General features: G+C 65.9%; 18 protein-coding genes. 12 read left to right on the plus strand and 6 right to left on the minus strand.

Annotation, left to right across the window (positions count from 1 at the left end):
• Nucleotide 1: 1 nt before the first annotated feature.
• Together BCCGELA001_RS06270 and BCCGELA001_RS06275 are read right to left on the minus strand one after the other, a co-directional pair.
• On the minus strand, nucleotides 2-1,150 hold the full coding sequence (locus BCCGELA001_RS06270) for an ATP phosphoribosyltransferase regulatory subunit (RefSeq protein ID WP_060734853.1): 1,149 nt from the start codon (nucleotides 1,148-1,150) through the stop codon (nucleotides 2-4).
• Nucleotides 1,151-1,271: 121 nt separating this feature from the next.
• Entirely contained in the window at nucleotides 1,272-2,024 is a 753-nt protein-coding gene (locus BCCGELA001_RS06275) for a 16S rRNA (uracil(1498)-N(3))-methyltransferase (protein ID WP_008544141.1), read from the minus strand.
• Nucleotides 2,025-2,233: 209 nt separating this feature from the next.
• On the opposite strand from BCCGELA001_RS06275, the gene BCCGELA001_RS06280 reads away from it, so the two are divergent.
• Together BCCGELA001_RS06280 and ubiA are read left to right on the plus strand one after the other, a co-directional pair.
• Nucleotides 2,234-2,896 (plus strand): hypothetical protein, encoded by a 663-nt coding sequence (locus BCCGELA001_RS06280; protein WP_060734854.1) that lies wholly within the window; start codon nucleotides 2,234-2,236, stop codon nucleotides 2,894-2,896.
• On the plus strand, nucleotides 2,893-3,822 hold the full coding sequence (ubiA, locus tag BCCGELA001_RS06285) for a 4-hydroxybenzoate octaprenyltransferase (RefSeq protein WP_060734855.1): 930 nt from the start codon (nucleotides 2,893-2,895) through the stop codon (nucleotides 3,820-3,822). Before BCCGELA001_RS06280 ends, ubiA begins: the two co-directional genes overlap by 4 nt.
• Before the next feature lie 80 nt (nucleotides 3,823-3,902).
• Here ubiA and BCCGELA001_RS06290 read toward each other — a convergent pair whose 3' ends face one another.
• A complete protein-coding gene (locus BCCGELA001_RS06290; protein WP_060734856.1) occupies nucleotides 3,903-4,421 on the minus strand; it encodes a DUF6101 family protein in 519 nt (172 codons plus the stop codon).
• Between the two features lie 263 nt (nucleotides 4,422-4,684).
• Here BCCGELA001_RS06290 and BCCGELA001_RS06295 point away from each other — a divergent pair, with 263 nt between their 5' ends.
• From BCCGELA001_RS06295 to BCCGELA001_RS06325, 7 genes are all read left to right on the plus strand, one after another.
• Nucleotides 4,685-6,070: a TldD/PmbA family protein gene (locus BCCGELA001_RS06295; protein ID WP_060734857.1), complete on the plus strand. Its 1,386-nt coding sequence runs from the start codon at nucleotides 4,685-4,687 to the stop codon at nucleotides 6,068-6,070.
• The gene (locus BCCGELA001_RS06300; protein ID WP_008544160.1) at nucleotides 6,057-6,875 is read left to right on the plus strand and encodes a 3'(2'),5'-bisphosphate nucleotidase CysQ; all 819 of its coding nucleotides are present in this window, start codon (nucleotides 6,057-6,059) and stop codon (nucleotides 6,873-6,875) included. Before BCCGELA001_RS06295 ends, BCCGELA001_RS06300 begins: the two co-directional genes overlap by 14 nt.
• A 61-nt stretch (nucleotides 6,876-6,936) precedes the next feature.
• The gene (locus tag BCCGELA001_RS06305; RefSeq protein ID WP_008544162.1) at nucleotides 6,937-7,179 is read left to right on the plus strand and encodes a DUF4170 domain-containing protein; all 243 of its coding nucleotides are present in this window, start codon (nucleotides 6,937-6,939) and stop codon (nucleotides 7,177-7,179) included.
• Complete coding sequence (locus tag BCCGELA001_RS06310; protein WP_008544163.1) at nucleotides 7,176-7,889, plus strand: lysophospholipid acyltransferase family protein; 714 nt, start codon at nucleotides 7,176-7,178, stop codon at nucleotides 7,887-7,889. The genes BCCGELA001_RS06305 and BCCGELA001_RS06310 overlap by 4 nt, the downstream gene beginning before the upstream one ends.
• Nucleotides 7,852-9,186, plus strand: a complete 1,335-nt coding sequence (locus BCCGELA001_RS06315; protein ID WP_060734858.1) for a 3-deoxy-D-manno-octulosonic acid transferase — start codon at nucleotides 7,852-7,854, stop codon at nucleotides 9,184-9,186. Before BCCGELA001_RS06310 ends, BCCGELA001_RS06315 begins: the two co-directional genes overlap by 38 nt.
• Nucleotides 9,179-10,195, plus strand: a complete 1,017-nt coding sequence (lpxK, locus tag BCCGELA001_RS06320; protein WP_008544201.1) for a tetraacyldisaccharide 4'-kinase — start codon at nucleotides 9,179-9,181, stop codon at nucleotides 10,193-10,195. The genes BCCGELA001_RS06315 and lpxK overlap by 8 nt, the downstream gene beginning before the upstream one ends.
• 335 nt (nucleotides 10,196-10,530) lie before the next feature.
• Complete coding sequence (locus BCCGELA001_RS06325; RefSeq protein WP_060734859.1) at nucleotides 10,531-10,866, plus strand: GYD domain-containing protein; 336 nt, start codon at nucleotides 10,531-10,533, stop codon at nucleotides 10,864-10,866.
• A 301-nt stretch (nucleotides 10,867-11,167) separates the two neighbouring features.
• Here the strand turns inward: BCCGELA001_RS06325 and BCCGELA001_RS35775 are convergent, their stop codons facing one another.
• Nucleotides 11,168-11,398, minus strand: a complete 231-nt coding sequence (locus BCCGELA001_RS35775) for a hypothetical protein (RefSeq protein ID WP_162492947.1) — start codon at nucleotides 11,396-11,398, stop codon at nucleotides 11,168-11,170.
• Nucleotides 11,399-12,044: 646 nt separating this feature from the next.
• The gene (locus BCCGELA001_RS06330; protein ID WP_060734860.1) at nucleotides 12,045-12,269 is read right to left on the minus strand and encodes a DUF2093 domain-containing protein; all 225 of its coding nucleotides are present in this window, start codon (nucleotides 12,267-12,269) and stop codon (nucleotides 12,045-12,047) included.
• Between the two features lie 172 nt (nucleotides 12,270-12,441).
• On the opposite strand from BCCGELA001_RS06330, the gene BCCGELA001_RS06335 reads away from it, so the two are divergent.
• Nucleotides 12,442-13,230, plus strand: a complete 789-nt coding sequence (locus BCCGELA001_RS06335; RefSeq protein ID WP_060734861.1) for a dienelactone hydrolase family protein — start codon at nucleotides 12,442-12,444, stop codon at nucleotides 13,228-13,230.
• 243 nt (nucleotides 13,231-13,473) lie between these two features.
• The gene (locus BCCGELA001_RS38245; protein WP_008570117.1) at nucleotides 13,474-13,623 is read left to right on the plus strand and encodes a hypothetical protein; all 150 of its coding nucleotides are present in this window, start codon (nucleotides 13,474-13,476) and stop codon (nucleotides 13,621-13,623) included.
• Between the two features lie 247 nt (nucleotides 13,624-13,870).
• Here BCCGELA001_RS38245 and xseA read toward each other — a convergent pair whose 3' ends face one another.
• Nucleotides 13,871-15,493, minus strand: a complete 1,623-nt coding sequence (gene xseA, locus BCCGELA001_RS06340; protein ID WP_060737514.1) for an exodeoxyribonuclease VII large subunit — start codon at nucleotides 15,491-15,493, stop codon at nucleotides 13,871-13,873.
• A 171-nt stretch (nucleotides 15,494-15,664) separates the two neighbouring features.
• Between xseA and BCCGELA001_RS06345 the strand changes: the two genes are divergently transcribed.
• On the plus strand, nucleotides 15,665-16,468 hold the full coding sequence (locus BCCGELA001_RS06345; RefSeq protein WP_202815400.1) for an acetoacetate decarboxylase family protein: 804 nt from the start codon (nucleotides 15,665-15,667) through the stop codon (nucleotides 16,466-16,468).
• Nucleotides 16,469-16,498: the final 30 nt, after the last annotated feature.

The raw sequence follows: 16,498 nt of genomic DNA on the forward strand, positions 1-16,498 counted from the left end.
CTTAAGCTCCCACCTTGCGGCCGATCCTGGTCAGCGCGTCCACCCAGACCGAGAACCCGACCGCGGGGATCGGCTCGACTGATCCGAGCTGTGTCATCAGTCCGTCATAGCGGCCGCCGGCGACCAGCGGCTCGGTGCCGTTGCCCCTGTGATGCAGTTCGAATTCGAAGCCGGTGTAATAGTCGAGCCCGCGTCCGAATGCGGTCGAAAAGCGCGCCAGCTTCACGTCGATGCCGCGCGCCGCCATGAAGCCGACCCGGCTTTCGAACTGGTCGATCGCAGCCGTGAGATCGAGCTTGGCGTCCGCGGTGAGTGCGCGCAGTTCCGCGACGGCGTCGTCGGGATTGCCCGATATCGAGAGGAAGCGCTTGAGCACGGTGATGGCCTCGCGCGGCAGCGCGCCGCCCTTGAGGGTCGATTGCTCGAGGAAGCGGTCGGCGATCTCGGCCGTGGTGCGGCCGCCGACATTGGTGGTGCCGGCGATCGACATCAGATCGGTGACGAAGGCCAGCGCCGCCTTGCGGTCGGAGCCGGCAAGCGCGGCGAGCACGCCCTCATATTCGCTGCGGGTCGCGGTGGTTGCAGCCGTGAGCCGCTCCAGATCCTGCTCCAGGCTGATCTTGCGCTTGAAATCCTTGATCAGGCGACGGCGCCAGACCGGATAGAGATCCAGCGCGTCGAGCAGGGCATTGAACAGCGCGACGTCGCCGGTGCGAATCTCGACGTCGCCCACGCCGAAGGCCGCGGTCGCCTCGAGCGCCAGCGCCAGCATCTCGGCGTCCGCCGCGGCGCGGTCCTGGCGGCCGAAGGATTCGATGCCGGCCTGGAGGAATTCGCTGGCTTGGCGGCTGCGGTAACGAAACACCGGGCCGAGATAGCTGAAGCCGGCCGGTTGGCCGGCTTGGGGAGAGGCGAGGTAATCGCGCGCCACGGGAATGGTCAGGTCCGGGCGCAGGCAGAGCTCCTCGCCGGAGAGGTCCGTGGTCAAGTACAGGCTCTTGCGGATGTCTTCGCCGGAGAGGTCCAGGAACGGCTCGGCCGGCTGCAGGATCGCGGGCTCGGCCCTGACATAGCCCGCCTGCGCGAACGACAAGAGCAGCGTATCCGCCCAGGCGGAGCCGGCAGCATCTGAGGTGGCAGTCGCGGTCATAACGGGGTCCATCGTCCCGGTGGAACCGGGCAGGGAGGGAAGTTGCGCAGCCCTTAGCATGGCCGATAGGCGGTTTCGACCTCCAAAGGATCAATCGCTTAACAGGCGGGCAATGCCGGGATCAGGCGGACTTGCCCCAATCGCCGAAGACTGCCTGCACCAGCGCCAAGGCCGCCACCGCGGCTGTGTCGGCCCGCATGATCCTTGGCCCCAGCGCCAGTCGCAGGATCTTCGGCTGCCGCAGCAGCAGCGCGCGCTCTTCCGCGGCGAAGCCGCCTTCGGGGCCGATCAGCACGTCAATACCCTGGCCGGTCTCGCGGGCGCTCTGGAGGCCCTGGATGGGGTCTTCGACCTCCGCCGCCTCGTCGCAGAAGATCAGCAGGCGGTCGGCCGGCCGCTGGCTGAGGAAGCGCTCCAGCGCCACCGGCTCGGCCACGGTGGCGATGCTCAGAATGCCGCATTGCTCGGCGGCCTCGACGACATTGGCCCGCATCCGCTCGGTGTTGACCCGGGAGGCCTGGGTGAACCGGGTCAGGACCGGCTGAAGCCTTGCCGCGCCCATCTCGATGGCCTTCTGCACCATGTAGTCGAGACGGGCATGCTTGAGCGGGGCGAAGACGTAGGCGAGGTCGGCAAGCCGGTCCTGGGGCCGGGTCTGCTGGAGGATGACGAGGCCGTCCGGGCGCTTGCGGCCTTCGATGGCCGCCTGCCACTCGCCGTCACGGCCGTTGAAGGCCAGGACCTCCGCCCCGGCGGCAAGCCGCAGCACATTGCCGAGATAGTTGCTCTGGTCGCGGTCGAGCGGAACCCTGGCATCCTGGGCGAGGGGCGCGTCGACGAACAGGCGGGGGGCGCGAAAATCGTGGGCAGGCATCGTCAAAGGTCCGATTTGCCGCCGTTCTTAACCGAAACCCGTAGTTTTAGGGGTAAATATTGCCAGAATGGTGCGTCCCAGCGCCGCGCTCTTGCCCAATTCCACGGGTTGTTAAGCGTCGGCGGGAATCGTAAAAACGCGAACACGCTGGTTGCGCTTCAATTGGGAAGACGCCGAACCCGTAAGATCCTGCCGGAGAGACTATCTTGATGATCCGTCATTTGATGGTTCCGATCACTGCCGCCATGGTCACCCTGGGCGTAGCTGGCGCTGACGCGCAAAGCGCGTTCCCGGCGCCGCTGCCCAATCAGGCTGCAAGCAGTTCGCCGTTTCCACCTGTGAACGGCTCGGCGCCCAGCGCGTCGGTCGGCACCGCGCCGCAATCCTCGTTTCCCGTGAACGGCGCTGCCCCGCTCGGCGGCGCCGGCGCATTCAGCGCGGCTCCGCCAACGCAAGCTGGTCCCGGCGAGGACTGCATGAAGGCCTTTATTCCCTTGCGCGAGGAGGCCGAAAAGCGCGGCAAGCTGATCAAGGCGGCGAGCGACCGTCATGCGCCGCCGGACGAGGCCTGCAAGCTGATCCGCAATTTCAGCCAGGCTGAAACGAAGATGATCAAGTACATCGAGACCAACGCCGCCAAATGCGGAATCCCGGCGCAGGTCGGTGATCAGATGAAGGCCGGCCACAAGAACACCGAGGCCATGGCGACCAAGGTCTGCAACGTTGCGCAGCAGATGCAGAACCAGCCGCGCGGTCCGGCAGGCCCCTCACTGAGCGAGGTGCTGGGTTCGGGCTCGGCGCCTGAGGCCAACGCCGGCAAGAAGGGCGGCAGCACCTTCGATACGCTCAACGGCAACGTCCTGACCCGATGAGCGATACATCCGCCCGCGTTGCCGATTCCACCGGCAACTGGGTCGATACGCTCGCGCCCCCATGGGCGCGACCCTATTTGCGTCTGTCCCGCTTCGACCGTCCGATCGGCTCCTGGCTGTTACTGATGCCGTGCTGGTGGTCGGCGGCGCTCGCCGCCGGCATCGCGCATGACGTCCGCGGCCTGCCGTTCACCATCGTACTGTTCTTCATCGGCGCCTTCGTCATGCGCGGAGCCGGCTGCACCTGGAACGACATCACCGACCGCGATCTCGACGACAAGGTCGAGCGCACCCGCTCGCGGCCGCTGCCGTCAGGGCAGGTGACCACCAAGCAGGCGCTGGTCTTCATGATCGCGCAGGCGCTGATCGGCCTCGTGGTGTTGTTGCAGTTCAACCGCTTCGCAGTCCTGACCGGCATCGCCTCGCTGTTGATCGTCGCGATCTATCCTTTCATGAAGCGCATCACCTGGTGGCCGCAGATCGTGCTCGGCCTGGCCTTCTCCTGGGGCGCCCTGATGGGCTTTGCCGTCACCTTCGGGCGCATCGACCTCACCGCGCTCGTGCTCTATGCCGGCGCGATCTCCTGGGTGATCGGCTATGACACGATCTACGCGCATCAGGATACCGAGGACGACGCGCTGATCGGTATCAAATCCACCGCGCGCCTGTTCGGTGCGCACACGCACCAGGCGCTGATCCTGTTCTACGGCTTGTCGGTGATGCTTATCGGCGTGGCGCTGGCCTCCGGCGATGCGCGCTGGCCGGCGTGGCTCGGGCTGACCGCCTTCGCCGTGCATCTGGCATCGCAGATCGTGCGGCTCCGGATCGACGATCCCGAGCTGTGCCTGCGCCTGTTCAAGTCGAACAGGGATGCAGGCCTATTGCTGTTTGCGGGATTGCTCGCCGACGCAGTGATGCGGGCGTAGCTCTCGTAGGGTGGGCAAAGGCGCGTTTGCGCCGTGCCCACCATTTCTCAATGATTGACTACGGCACCTGTAATTGCCGCTTAGTTCCTTGCGATGATCTCGCGCTCACCCTGATGGACGGTGAGCTCGCGCGTCATCGCGATGCGCCGGCGCATCAGAAACTTCGGGCGGCGGGCGCGGATCGCGTTGGCGCGGCGGCGGCGCGGTGCGGGCTTGCGGGCGCCTTCGTCGAGCTGCGGCAGCGCGAAGATTTCGCTCCAGATCGCCCAGGCTTGCGTGAGTTCGTCGCCATCGGCGCCGACCAGCAGCGGAACGGAGAGCGAGGGATCGCGATGCACGAGGACGAGGGCCTGCGCCTCGTCATTGCCGCGGAGCGCGACGCCAGTGAAGTCGCTGACGCGCACGTTGATGGCCATCTGCATGCCGCGCACGGCACGGCGCAGCACGACGCGCTCGCGATGAAGTTCGATCTGCCTGACATGTCCGTCGGCGCGCGGGTCGTGCGCATCGAAGCGGACCGGAAGGGAAAGAGGGTCGAGCCGCAGGGAGCGGCTCGACCCGGCGGGAGCGACCCCGCATGTTGCTGTTTGACGCCTCACGGCTTAGTTCTCCCCGCCGGGATTATGTTCCCGGTCGATGCGAGGACCTTAGCGCGCCCCTTTCCGAAACCGCTTAAAAAGGCTGGTTAACCCACCGTCACTGCGGCTCATGATTGACAAGACCTTGGCACGCATGATTGACGAGACGTTGCGCCGAAGTCGCGAATCTGAGCTTTTGACGGGCTGAAAATGCTTGAAGTCCGCGCCATCAGGGCACATTTGTGGGTTCCGGTCCCGAACCCCGCCCCAACAGGATTTCGTTCGTGAACTCTTCACCAAGCTCGACGACCACAGCCCATCGCGACCTGTTCGATCAGTCCGCGCTCTCTGATCTCGCGCAGCGGCTGGTCGAGGCGGCCAAGCGCGCCGGCGCAGATGCGGCCGATGCGGTCGCAGTGCGCGGCGTCTCGCAAGGCGTCGAGGTGCGTGACGGCCGTGTCGAGGAATCCGAGCGCTCCGAAGGCGACGATGTCGGTCTGCGCGTGCTGGTCGGCCAGCGCCAGGCGGTGGTCTCGACCAACGACGTCAGCGGCGATGCCGTCACCAAGCTCGCCGAGCGCGCGGTGGCGATGGCACGTGTCGCGCCCGACGACAAATATGTCGGCCTCGCCGATCCCGCGCTGCTCGCGCGCGACTTCCCCGATCTCGACCTGCTCGATCCCGACGTGCCCACGACCTCGGAGCTCGAGCGCCGCGCGCTTGCGGCCGAAGCTGCCGCGCTCGCCGTCAAGGGCGTCACCAAATCCGGCGGCGCCTCCGCCTCCGCCGGCATCGGCGGCATGGTGCTCGTCACCTCGACTGGCTTCCACGGCTCTTATCTGCGCTCCAGCCAGGGCATTTCCGCCACCGCCATAGCGGGCGAAGGCACCGGCATGGAGCGCGACTACGACTTCACTTCGGCGCCGCACGGCGCCGATCTCTTGTCGCCTGAAATCGTCGGCCGTTCCGCCGGCGAGCGCACCGTGGCGCGCCACAATCCGCGCAAGGTCGAGACCTGCAAGGTGCCCGTCGTGTTCGATCCGCGCGTTGCCGGCTCGCTGGTCGGGCACGTCGTCGGCGCCATCAACGGCGCCTCGATCGCGCGCAAGACCAGCTTCCTGAAGGACAAGCTCGGCCAGCAGCTGTTCGCCAAGAACATCCGCATCGTCGACGATCCCCTGCGCAAGCGCGGCCTGCGCTCGCAGACCTTCGATGCCGAAGGCGTCGCGGTGAAGAAGATCGCGCTGGTCGACGAGGGCGTGCTGACCACCTGGCTGCTCGATTGCGCCACCGCGCGCGAACTCGGTCTTACCACCACGGGCCATGCCCATCGCGGCGTCTCCTCGTCGCCCTCGCCCGGGCCGTACAATCTGCATCTCGAGCCCGGCACGCCGAGCCCGGCCGAGCTGATCTCCGACATCAAGCAGGGCTTCTACGTCACCGATTTGATCGGCTCCGGCGTCAACGGCGTCACCGGCGATTACAGCCGCGGCGCCTCCGGCTTCTGGATCGAGAACGGCGAGATCACGTACCCCGTCAGCGAAGTCACGATCGCCGGCCATCTGTTCGAGATCTTCAAGTCGATGCAGCCGGCGAACAATCTCGAGTTCCGCTACGGCATCAATGCGCCGACGGTGCGCATCGAGGGCTTGACGCTTGGCGGACGCTGACGCGCAATCCCTCGACGCGACCATCCTGACGCGCGATGCTGCGCTGCTGAAGGCGACGGTGCGGGACGCGGGCGCATTGGCGCAGTCGATGTTCCGCACCGAGCTGAGGAAGTGGACCAAGGGCGCGTCCTCGCCGGTCTCGGAAGCCGACATCGCGGTCAACGATCTCCTCGAAGCGCGCTTGCGCAATGCGACGCCTGACTATGGCTGGCTGTCCGAGGAGAGCGCCGACGATGCGGCGCGGCTGTCGCGACAGCTGACCTGGATCGTCGACCCCATCGACGGCACGCGCAATTATCTCGGCGGCCACGACGAATGGTGTGTCAGCGTCGCGCTGGTCCAGGATGCCTCGCCGGTGCTGGCGGCGGTGTTCGCCCCGTCCAGTGACGAGTTCTTCTTCGCGGCTCGCGGCCAGGGCACGACGCTCAACGACAAGCCGGTGCGGACGTCGTCCGGATCCGAGCTCGACTTCGCGCGCGTCGCCGGCCCGAAGCCGCTGGTCGAACGCCTGAAGCCCTCTCTCGGCGAGATCAAGCTGCATCGACGAATCGGCTCGCTGGCGCTGCGTCTGTGCCGGGTCGCGCATGGCGCACTGGATGCGGCTTTTGCGGGGGGTAACAGCCATGATTGGGATCTTGCGGCGGCGGATTTGATCGTGCAGGAAGCGGATGGTAGGATGAGCGACCTCTCCGGAGAACCCATCCTCTATAACCGCCGGGAAGTGGCGCACGGGGTGCTGGTGGCAGCGGGGCGCGATCGTCATGCGGGCATTGTCGCGCATTTTCGAAACCGCCCCTTGGCCTGAAGCGCCTTCGTCGTGCTTGTCGAACACTGCTTTGCCGGGCAGCCCGTTAGGAACAGAACCCATGCTAGATAGTGCCCCGCAACAACTGCTTCACCTCGTCATCGGCGGCGAGCTCGTCGACCTCGAGCACAATACCTTCAAGAATCTCGACGACGTCGAGATCGTCGGCCTCTATCCCAATTATGCCACGGCACACGCGGCTTGGCGGGCCAAGGCGCAGAGCACGGTCGACAACGCGCAGATGCGCTATTTCATCGTCCATCTGCACCGGCTGCTCGATCCCAATCAAGAACCGGCGCGTTGAAAAAACTGCTTCGCAATACGCTGCGAAGCAGCTTCGTTCAGCGTGCCGTCGGGGTCCTGGCGGCCGAATATCTGCGCTTTGTCTGGCGGACCAACAGATTCACGTTCGATCCGCCCGGCGTCTATGACCTCGTCGAGCCGCAGATCCCGGCGATCTTCGCCTTTTGGCACGGCCAGCATTTCCTCACGCCCTTCATCAAGAACAAGGACTGGTACCGGGCCAAGGTGCTGATCTCCCGTCACCGCGACGGCGAGTTCAACGCGATCGCCGCCGAGCGGCTCGGCATCGGCACGATCAGAGGTTCCGGCGACCATGGTGGCGCCTTCCACCGCAAAGGTGGTGTGGGCGCCTTCAAGGAAATGGTGCGCACGCTCCAGGACGGTTGTAATGTCGCGCTGACCGCCGATGTCCCCAAGCGCTCGCGCGTGGCCGGGCTCGGCATCATCATGCTGGCACGGGAATCGGGGCGGCCGATCATGCCTTTTGCGATGGCGACCAGCCGCTTCATCCGGCTCAAGAACTGGGACCGCACCACCATCAATCTGCCATTCGGGCGGGGCGCATTGGTCGGCATCAAGGAGATCCACGTTCCCGCGGACGCCGACGCCGCCACCATGGAGGCGCTGCGGCTGGAGCTGGAGGAGACGCTGAACGAGGCGACCCGCCGCGCCTATGCGCAGCTCGGCCGCCCGGGACCGGAAGATGCCTAACTCACTGCCCATCACGCTGCGGATGTACCGGCGCCTGGCGAGCGGCCTGGTCCCGCTTGCCCCTGCGCTGATCAAGCGGCGTCTGAAGCAGGGCAAGGAGGATCCCGCGCGTGTCGGCGAGCGACGGGGCCTTAGCCAGGATGTGCGGCCGCACGGTCCGCTGGTCTGGATCCACGGCGCCAGTGTCGGCGAAGTGCTGGCTGCGGCCGCGCTGATCGAGCGGCTGCGCGATCTCAATCTGCGCATCCTGCTGACGTCAGGCACCGTCACCTCGGCCGCCGTCGTGGCAAAGCGCTTTCCGCCCGACGTCATCCATCAATACGTGCCGTATGATTCCCCGCGCTATGTCGCGCGCTTCCTTGACCATTGGAAGCCGTCGCTGGCGCTGTTCATCGAATCCGATCTGTGGCCGAACCTCATCCTTGCCGGCGCGGCGCGCCGGGTGCCGATGGTGCTGATCAACGGACGGATGTCGCCGCGTTCCTTCCCGCGCTGGCGGCGCATGCACGGCACCATCTCGGCACTGCTGTCGCGGTTCGACATTTGTCTCGCGCAGTCGAAGACCGATGCCGAGCGGTTTGCCGCGCTCGGCGGCCGCGACGTCCTCACCACGGGCAATCTCAAGCTCGACGTGCCGGCGCCGCCGGCCGATCCCGCCAGGCTCGAACGGCTGATGGCGATGACGCGCGGGCGTCCCATCATCGTCGCGGCCTCGACCCATCCGGGCGAGGACGAGATGCTGATCGCTGCGCATCGCAGCCTGTCCGGTTTCTTCCCGCAGCTCTTGACCGTGGTCGTGCCGCGCCATCCCGACCGCGGCTCATCGATCGCAGGACTGATCACCGCGTCCGGCCTGAAGCCGGCGCTACGCTCGCGCGAGGAGCTGCCGACCGCGACGACCGACGTCTATGTCGCGGACACCATGGGCGAGCTCGGCCTGTTCTATCGGCTGTCGCCGATCGTGTTCATGGGCGGATCGCTGATCCATCATGGCGGGCAGAATCCGATCGAGGCGATCAAGCTCGGTGCCGCCATCGTCCACGGCCCCCACGTCTTCAATTTCGCCGACGTCTACGAGGCACTCGATCACAGCGGCGGGGCGCGCCAGGCCGACACGCAGGAGGCCTTGGTCAAGCAGCTCGGCCAGTTGCTGGCGGATCCCGCCCTGCGCGACAAGATGCAGCGCGCGGGCGCAGGCGTGGTCGAGCAGCTCGGTGGCGCGCTCGACCGCACCATGACTGCGCTCGAGCCCTATCTGCTGCAGCTGACCATCGAGATGGGAGCCGCCAATGCGTGAGCCGGCCTTTTGGTACCGGCCACGTTCTCTCCCGTCCTACGCGCTATGGCCGCTCGGAGCGCTCTACGGCGCCATCGCCGAACGGCGCATGCTGCGCAAGGGCGTCGATGCCGGCATCCCCGTGTTCTGCGTCGGCAACTATCACGTCGGCGGTGCCGGCAAGACGCCGACCGTGCTGGCGCTGACCAGGCTCTTGCGCGAGCTCGGCGAGACCCCGGTGGTGCTCAGCCGCGGCTATGGCGGGCGCCTGAAAGGTCCGCTGATGGTCGATCGGACGCGTCACGACGCGGCCGACGTCGGCGATGAGCCCCTGATGATGGCGCGCGATGTCCCCGTTGCGGTCGCACGCGATCGTCTCGACGGAGTCGCGCTGGCGAAGTCGCAGGGCGCGACCGTGATCCTGATGGACGATGGCTTCCAGAACCCGCGCCTCCTCAAGGACGCCTCGCTGATCGTGATCGACAGCGAGCGCGGTCTCGGCAACGGCCATGTGTTTCCCGCCGGGCCCTTGCGCGCACCGCTCAGCGCACAGCTCGCGCGCACCGACGCGCTGGTGCTGATCGGTGACGGACGTGCCGCCAACGAGGTCGCCGCGGAGCTCGCCAAGCGCGACAAGCCGGAGCTGCGGGCGCGATTGAAGCCCGATGCGGACTCGGTCTCGCAGCTGCTCGGCAAGCGGGTCTTTGCCTTCGCCGGCATCGGCGATCCCGAACGCTTCTTCCGCGCGTTGCGCGCCAGCGGCATCGACGTCGCGCACACGCGTGCCTTCGCCGATCACCACATGTTCTCGAACGAGGAGATCGCAGCGCTCGCGACGGACGCGCAGCGCGCGCAGCTCACGCTGGTGACCACGGAAAAGGATCTTGCACGCCTGCGCGGCAGAGCGGGCGTGCCTGACGGCATCGTGCCGTTCGCCGTCCGGCTCGAGTTCGACGATCCTGCAAGGCTGAGGCAGCTGATCAGTGATCATCTCTACGCGGCGCGTGAGCGAAGGTTTGGCAAGCGCTGATCTCCTTGCGAGCAAAGCGACTGCGCAATGGGTCGGATTGCCTATCGCTCTCTCGCCGTGGAATCCATGGTGATGGAAAGATCGTTCATGCAACGCGATGCATCGTGTGAACCGAGGTCACATACCGCGGCTGACGAAATATCTTCCGCACCTTCGCAAGTTGATGTAGCCTTGCAGCAGAGCCGTCACCGGGACGTGCCGAACTCCCGGCAATCATTGGCGGCGTTTATGCCCACGGCGGGCAACGTATCTTTACCATTTTAGATCCAGCGGCCGTAACGACCCGTTCGCAACGGCAGGGAGAATTATCGTCAAAGCGCAGAGGAGAACATGCCATGCATTTTTGCCTCACCGGACAATACACACCACGCGCTCTCAACGCCATTTTGGAAAACCCCACGACCAATCGCCAGGAGGCGGCTCGAAAACTCATCGAGGCAGCCGGAGGAAAGCTGATCTCGATGTACAGCGTTGCGGCCGATGGCCCTGGCGTGTTGGTGATTTTCGATGTGCCTGATCCCGCTGCGGCTCCGGCCATTTCCGGCCTGACCGTCACGGCGGGCACGCTTCAGAACGTGAAGCTGACGAGGTTGTTCACGCAGGACGAGATCAAGCAGGTGCGCCAGAACGCGGCGAAGCTGCGTTCTTCGTATAGCCCGCCTGGAAGCTGACGATCTGATCGAAGCGAAGCCGCCGCAGTCGGACGACGCGGCGGCGACGCTCACGCCAACAGAATCACCGTCGCCAGGCGACGCGAGGCGGAGGCCTTCGGCGTGCTTTGACGCGCCATGCGGTGGAGGGCGTGCCGCGCGGGCGCCATGGCCAGGCTGAACGTGTCGCCGGCCGACTCGGTGATGGCCTTCGATCGCGGTTCAGCGATGGGTTGCGTTCACCACGCCCCAACGGCGATCAATCCGACAATGGTCAGGCACGAGACGCAGGCCACCATCACAGTATAACATTCGGGTGTATTCATCGTTGCCTCCCAAACCGTTGCCAGTTTGGCGCGCGGGAGTTGCCGGTCCTCGCCCCCGCTTCGTTCGTTGTGCCGTCATTGGCATTGCGATGCGCGTCCGCCCTCTCATCATCATCCAGATGCGCGAGATGATCATGCGCTTCGAGAGCTTCAGAGCGTCGGGCCGAGATCAGAAGCTGCTTCCGCATTTCGGCGAGGCGGGCGCGGCAATATTCACGATAGAGCATGTCTAGTATGGTGGGCATGAGCACCCCCATCGTTGACTTTCGATTTACCGATGTGCCGCCGTGCATTTTCCGGGGTGATCGTAGTCCGCCAGATGGCCCTTCGATGTGAGCCCGTTCACAGATCGCGCCGATTCCGAATTGCCCGCGACTTGATTGTCTGTGCGGTGAAAAGAGCAGGACCGATTACCTAACACGCAGCCTAGCAGCCTTCTGTTTCACCAAGACTTCGTCAAACAACTTGAGGGCGCCGATTCGTAATGAAGAATCCAACCTCAACGCGAAGAGACTAACCACAGAGTGCATGTACGGCGCGATGCAATGCGGATCGTCGCGAAGGAAGTCACGGGAGTTTGAGAGCACCAGCCAGGTCGATCGCGATAACTCGACGCCGCTCAGCCTCTCCGTCAGTGGCCCGCTATTCAGGCCACATTCATCGCAAAACGCCTATCGCTTACGGACGATCGGGAGAGTTCGATGAAACTGACTTGCGTGGGCACCGATGGTCCCGAGCAATAGCCGAACGGTGCCACGAACGCGGTCTCGTAGGGTGGGCAGGGGTGCAACGCGCCGTGCCCACCGTCTGTTCGCAACTGAGACGGCGAAGGTGGGCACGCTTCGCTTTGCCCACCCTACGCGAGCCGAAGGATCACGCCTGCTTCAGCGCGCCTGGAAAATGCCGCTGCAGCACGGCAGTCGGCGTGGCGTAGGCCTCCTGCAGGTCGACGCTCCAATACTTCAGCTCGTCGAGCGGAATGCGCGTGTCGGTGATCGCGCAGCGCACATAGGTCCCCGGCGAGATCACGCGGAAATCGCCGTCGAGATACTGCACCTGCGCTTCGCCATGGCCCGAGGGGCCGAACTTGTTCAGCACGGTCGAAAGTCTCCGTGGAAGGCCGCTCCCTGGAAAAACCCGGAGGGCACGATGTGTCGGGCTGGATGTAGCATAAATAGGGTGGCTTGTCCGCCCGGTAAACCCACCGGTTTGTGATGATTTGGCGCCGTTTCGCGTGATAGAGCTTGGACGAAGGATCTGGACGCAACCGATGCGCCTTCGGCTGACCGCTCTGTTCCTGATGCTGCTGATGTCGGCCGCGCACGCCGCGCCCGTGCCGCAGCAGGTCGACATTCCGCTGTCGTCGGGCATCCTGCATGCACAGCTTTACAAGCCCGAGGGTGAGGGGCCGTTTCCGGCCGTGATCGCGCTGCATGGTTGCGGCGGGCTCAGCGGCCGTTCGGATAGCATCCTGCCGCGCTATCGCGACTGGGCCGAGCGCCTGCTCAAGGCCGGCAATGCGGTGCTGCTGCCCGACAGTTACGGCTCGCGCGAGCTCGGACCGCAATGCCGCGTCAAGGAGATGCACGTCAAGGCGCGGCGCGAACGCGTCACCGACATTGCGGCCTCACGCGCCTGGCTGATGAAGCAGAGCTGGGTGGCGCGCGACCGCATCAGCCTGATCGGCTGGGCCAACGGTGCCAGCGCGCTGCTCTGGGCCGTGCGTCCGCAGAGTGCCGCGCGGGACCTCGGCCCGGACTTCCGCGCGGCGGTCGCTTTCTATCCCGATTGCCGCATCTCCGCCGGCCTCGGCTGGAGCACGCGGGTGCCGACGCTGGTGCTGATCGGCGGCGATGACGACGTATCGTCGCCGCCGGCCTGCCGCCAGATGGTGGACGGCGCACGCGGCCGCAGCGCGCTCGCGCGCATCGTGGTCTATCCCGGCGCCGATCACGATTTCGACCGCGCCAACACGCCGCTGCACGCCGCGGCCGGCGGCACCGATGCCGAGGCGCGCGCGGAGTCGCAGAAGGATGTCGCGGAGTGGCTGGCGCGGTAATCTCGTAGCCCGGATGAGCGCAGCGACATCCGGGAAGAAAGACCCCGCATATCGCTGCGCTCATGCGGGCTTCAAATGCGCGAGCGGGGCGGCCCGAGGAACAAATTGAGGCGGACAGCCCCGCATCGACCACCGCCCTGCACGGAGTATGGCCGACCGGGAATCTACGAACCGCGCGCGGCTCAGGTTTCAACCCGCGGTGACGCCATCATTCGACCACGATGTCGATTAAACGCATGTCACATGCGCAGCCGTATCGTTCTTTTCGCCTCCGCCCTGGTCGTCTTCACCGCCGCGATCTTCCTGTTCGAAGCCCACGCCGGCGCTCCCCAGCGCGCGGTCGAACATTGCGGCTTCTGGACCACGATCGACGCGGGATTGTCGTGTAGGTAAGGCCGCTGTCCACACGTCATTGCGAGGAGCCCTTGCGACGAAGCAATCCAGAGTCCTTCCGCGGAAAGATTTCGCTCGCAATGACGAGGTTGTGGTTAGACTCGCCTCCACGCACTCGCTGTCATCGCTCGGCTTGATCGGCGTCCAGTACGCCGAGACGCCTGTCGGTCGCCGAGAAGCCGCGGCGTACTGGATTCCCCGCTTTCGCGGGGAATGACACCTTCGCCGCAGCGTCAATCTCGGCGCCTCAGAACAAGCTGCCCTGATCCACTGGCTTCGCCACGCGCTTCGGCGCGGGCTTCGTGTCCGCCGCAGCCGGCTTCGGTTGCGCCGGTGCGCGCTTTGCCGCCGGCGCTGGGCGATCGGCATCTGCAGTCGCGCCGACACGTCCATCGCCGAATTCGATCTCGACACGCGCGGCAGGACCAATCGCGTCGGCCGAATGCACGGGATGGCCGGCCTCGTCGCGCACCAGCGCGAAGCCGCGCGCGAGCACGCTGCGATACGACAAGGCGGACAGCAGCTTGCCGCTGTTCTCGACGCGCGCATCGAGCCGCTGCAGCAGCGTGACCAGCGCGCGGCCGGCGCGCTCGGCCAGGCGATGCGTGCGCTCGCGCTGGCGCGCGATCGCGTTGCGCTGCGCCTGCGCATTCGAAAGCTTCGAGGCGCGCAGGCGGACCTCGAGCCCGGCAAAGCGGTCGCGCCGCCGCCGCAGCAGCGAGCGCGCGGAAAGACCGAGCCGCTCGCCGCATACGGTGAGGCGGTGATCGGCCTGCGAAATCTGGCCGTGCAGCACGCGTAGCGTCAGCTTGGCGCCGGCGGCGGTGAACCTGCGGAAATGCGCATGCGTGTTGGCCTTGAGGCAGCGGGGCAGGGACGCTCCCGCCGAATCCAGCCGCTGCCGCGGGATCGCCAGCAGGTCACCCGCCGCCGGCAGTGCGCGCGCGGCGGCGCGCAGCTCGCTGCGGCGGCTCTCCTGCGCGCGTTGCCAATAGGCGCGGGTGCGGCGTCCGAGATCGGCGACCTCGACGAACAATTCGCTGCGCACCGGCACCGCCATCTCCGCCGCCGCAGTCGGCGTCGGCGCGCGCTTGTCGGCGACGAAATCGATCAGCGTGATGTCGGTCTCGTGCCCCACCGCGGAGATCAGCGGGATCATGCTCTCGCTTGCGGCGCGCACCACGATCTCCTCGTTGAACGACCAGAGATCCTCCAGCGAGCCACCGCCCCGCGCGACGATGAGAACGTCGGGCCGCGGAATCCTGCCGCCCTCGGGCAGCGCGTTGAAGCCGCGGATCGCGGCCGCGACCTGCTCGGCCGAGCCTTCGCCCTGCACCTTGACCGGCCACACCAGCACGCGGCGGGGAAAGCGGTCCTCCAGCCGATGCAGGATGTCGCGGATCACCGCGCCGGTCGGCGAGGTCACGACGCCGATCACCTCCGGCAGCCAGGGCAGCAGCTGCTTGCGCGCCTCGTCGAACAGGCCTTCGGCGGCGAGCTTCTTCTTGCGCTCCTCCATCAGCGCCATCAGCGCGCCGATGCCGGCCGGCTCCAGCGCCTCGATCACGATCTGGTATTTCGAGGAGCCCGGATAGGTCGTCAGCTTGCCGGTGGCGATGACCTCGAGCCCCTCCTGGGGCTTGAAGCGCATGCGGGTGTGCACGCCCTTCCAGATCACCGCCTCGATCTTGGCGCTCTCGTCCTTGAGCGCGAAATAGCAATGGCCGGAGGAATGGGCCCCCCGAAAGCCGGAAATCTCGCCGCGGACGCGGACATGGCCGAAGGCGTCCTCGACGGTCCGTTTCAGGGACAGCGAGAGCTCGGAAACGGTGAATTCGGGCGCGTTGAGCAGTTGTTCCGCAGGCGGCATCGGCAAACGATTCGGCATTTTGGGGTCGAGGGCGACGTTAGGGATTTTCGCGCCGCAGCGCCAATCGATTCCGTTGGCCTTGGAACTGTCCGACGGGCCGTCCCTTGACTCGTGCGTGCTTTCATATATGAAATTTAAAAATCATAAATAAAAACGAGGAAGCGGCTCCTGATGACTGTGGTCACCGATCCCGACGACCCACGCGGACGCATGTTCGGGCCGTACCGGCTCAAGCCGAACAGCGGGGTCAACCCGCCCTATTCGCCGGCCTATCCAGTCGAGTGGGGCTGCACCTTGCGGACCGTCGAGATCATGACGCGCGTCGCGCCGGGCAAGGTCGCGAGCCTCCTCGCCGACACGCCGTTCGAGATCGCGAGCGACCGCGTCGCCTTCCGCTTCATGCGGTCGCCGGGCCATTCCCTTGCCGTGCACGCGGGCGAGATGTTCGATCTGATGATCTCGGTGCCGGTGCGCTACAAGGGGCTGTTCACCGAGACGCATATCTTCATGTATTGCAGCGATCCCATGGGGATCTGTGCCGGACGCGAGGTCTTCGGCTACACCAAGAAGGACGCGCATTACGCCTTCGACGAGCATCCGGACGGATCGATCACCGGCTGGGTCCGGCGCCGCGGAATTCCGCTGGCCGATTTCTCCTTCACGCCGGATGCGTCCGCACCCGTTGTCCGCATCGTCGACGGCGACGAGCTGCCGGCCGGCGAGATCCATGTGCGCCGTCTGCCGCATCCCGAACGGCTCGGCGTGGCCTATGCGGACATCGCCTATCGCCGCACGCCGTTGAAATACTCCAAGCCCATGCCGGGCCGTGCGGCGATGACGCTGCACGCCAGCGAATACGATCCGATCGCCGAGCTCGAGCCCGAAATTCTCGGCGCGCATTTCATGGTGTCGGAGGTCTATGGCGGCGGATTCGAGGTCGAGGACCGCAGGCTCATCGAACGACTGACGCCCTGAACGACAAGATCAGCCCGCAGGCGATGTACC

Origin of the sequence: Bradyrhizobium sp. CCGE-LA001, assembly GCF_000296215.2 — a bacterium.
Lineage (GTDB): Bacteria > Pseudomonadota > Alphaproteobacteria > Rhizobiales > Xanthobacteraceae > Bradyrhizobium.